The sequence below is a fragment of the Bradyrhizobium sp. SBR1B genome, assembly GCF_014198205.1.
Taxonomy (GTDB): Bacteria; Pseudomonadota; Alphaproteobacteria; order Rhizobiales; family Xanthobacteraceae; genus Bradyrhizobium.
Genome location: NZ_JACIHC010000068.1, coordinates 1 through 2,231, shown reverse-complemented (window position 1 = coordinate 2,231; position 2,231 = coordinate 1). Strand labels below are relative to the sequence as shown.

The 2,231-nt window shown below is 59.3% G+C and carries 2 protein-coding genes; one reads left to right on the top strand and one right to left on the bottom strand.

Features of this window, described 5'->3' with window-relative positions; genetic code table 11:
• Positions 1–362 (bottom strand): WYL domain-containing protein (locus tag GGD61_RS40300; RefSeq protein WP_210311360.1); only part of this gene is annotated, 362 nt, incomplete at its 3' end.
• Positions 363–928: 566 nt separating this feature from the next.
• Between GGD61_RS40300 and GGD61_RS40055 the strand changes: the two genes are divergently transcribed.
• Entirely contained in the window at positions 929–2,053 is a 1,125-nt protein-coding gene (locus GGD61_RS40055; protein WP_183232542.1) for an MFS transporter, read from the top strand.
• Positions 2,054–2,231 lie beyond the last annotated feature (178 nt).

The following is a 2,231-nucleotide window of genomic DNA, read 5'->3' as shown; positions in this document are numbered from 1 at the left end:
ATCCTATCTGCTCGAAACGTCCTGTTAGCTTTAACGCGAGAGCAGTAGGCCAGAATGTAGGTTCGACCGTCGTCCTGCGTTACGTCCAAAATAGTAACGACGCGCTCGGACGCGGCCCCATCCCCATTCACGTAGTCTATCCGGTAAGCAGGCCCAGGAACGGAGCCCAAAGGCGGAAGTGGCTCATCAGGCATTTCGCGCACATTCATGGAAGCCGTTAAAGTAAGCCCACCAGCTTCGAACGTATCACTTGACGTCTCGACCCAGCCATCTTCGGAGGCGGAGCTTCGCCGTCTCGACCAAGCGAAAAGAATTACAGCAGCGCCCAATAGCACCAGCAGACCTACAAGCTCATAGCTCACTTCCCAACTCTCCCCATTCGCTCGGTCTGCTCTTCCAGGGTGACCACTGCTCGCTTGGTTGTGAAGATACACGCGGAATACATCCAAAGGCGTTGAACTCGCAATTCCTTGCTAGCGCGGTCGTGACTTTCAGGCGCGAATTGGCTCGGCTGGGGTGCTGCGAACGCAGCGGATACCATCGGTTTAATGGTGATCTCCACCGTCACGGTAGATGGCCGCGCTATTGTTCAGCTTGCTTGAGATGGCGCTCATTTGCTTCGGAGCCTGGAACGTGATGCTCTGCTGATCTAATGCCTCTAAGGTCGCACCCGCAGTGACGCACGCCGCGAGCTCAGGTCCACAGTCCGATAAGCTGATACAGGGGCGATCACGGCCGAATGTTACGGTCGGGTAGAGACCATCGCGCCCGGCGCGTGAGAAAGTTGGACAGACCAAGAGCTTGTGTGCGCAGTGCCCCTCATTTTTGACAGGTGGACTCTTCGGTTTCGATCGCCGTACATGGCCGAACGCTGTGCAAATTAGCCGCGCGCTGCGCTCGCCAACAATTGCCTCCGGAGTTCCTAAAAATGTCTGCCGATCGGCTCGCGACGCGTCTTGCATTTTTTGTCGCTGGTTTTGGTATGGCTGCCTGGGGGCCGCTGGTGCCGTTCGCGAAAGAACGACTGGCGGTCGACGAGGGCGTTCTCGGTTTTCTGCTGCTGTGCCTAGGTTTAGGCTCGGTTCTCGCGATGCTTTTGACCGGCTTGTTGAGTGCGCGCTATGGCAGTAAACCGATCATTCTGATCGGTGGGGTCGGCCTTACACTCATCCTTCCTTGGCTGGTGGTTGCCGATACGCCTTGGGCGCTTGGGGCCGCGCTGGTCGCCTTCGGCGCCTCGCTCGGCGCGATCGATGTCGCTGCGAATATCTGTGCGGTCGAGGTGGAACGTGCAGCCAAGCGTCCGCTGATGTCCGGGTTTCACGCGCAATTCAGCATCGGCGGCTTTGCCGGTTCCGCCGCGATGAGCATATTGCTTTGGTCGAATGTTGGTGCCTTTGTATCAACCCTGATCTGCGCGAGTTTCATGGCGAGCGTCATGGTGCTGACTTGTTCGCGATTGCCCCAAAGAGCGCAGGCTCAGCGAGGGGCGTTGTTCGTCATGCCGCATGCCATTGTGGTGCTGCTGGCGATATTAGCAGCGATCACGTTTCTTATTGAGGGAGCCATACTCGACTGGAGCGCCTTGTTGCTGGTGGACCGTGGCCTTGTACCGAAAGCGCAGGGTGGAATCGGCTTCATACTGTTCTCCATTGGCATGATCGTCGGGGGCCTCGGGGGCGATTCCGTGGTGTCGCGCGTGGGCGACCGCGCGACACTGGTGGTCGGCAGTCTGATGGCCGTCGCGGGTTTTGCGCTTTTGCTGGCCGCCCCAGGCGCCCCCTTCGCGATGGCAGGTTTCCTGCTCATTGGTCTTGGTGCATCAAACCTGGTTCCCATTCTCTTCCGGAGGGCCGGCACTCAGAAGGTAATGCCTGCAGGTCCAGCGGTTGCCGCGATCACCACGGTTGGCTATGCGGGACTCCTCGTTGGACCGGGGTTCGTCGGTTTCCTCGCCAACTTCGCAGGGTTGCCGAGCGCATTTGCGATGTTGGCCGCACTCATGTGTCTGGTCACCCTGTCGGCGCGCAGCGTCACCATAGAGGCGCGGTGACATCAACGCGGCGGCGACGCGCGCAGCTCGGCGGATGGTGGCACAAGCGAGCGCCTTCCTCCACCTTCTGATTTCCGGCCGCTAGAGCTTGGAGAGACCGCGCGGCCAGTGGGGAGTAGTGTGCCAATGAGGACCGTTCGACATGCCAGCCGTTTAGGCGACTAAGAACCGATCGTCA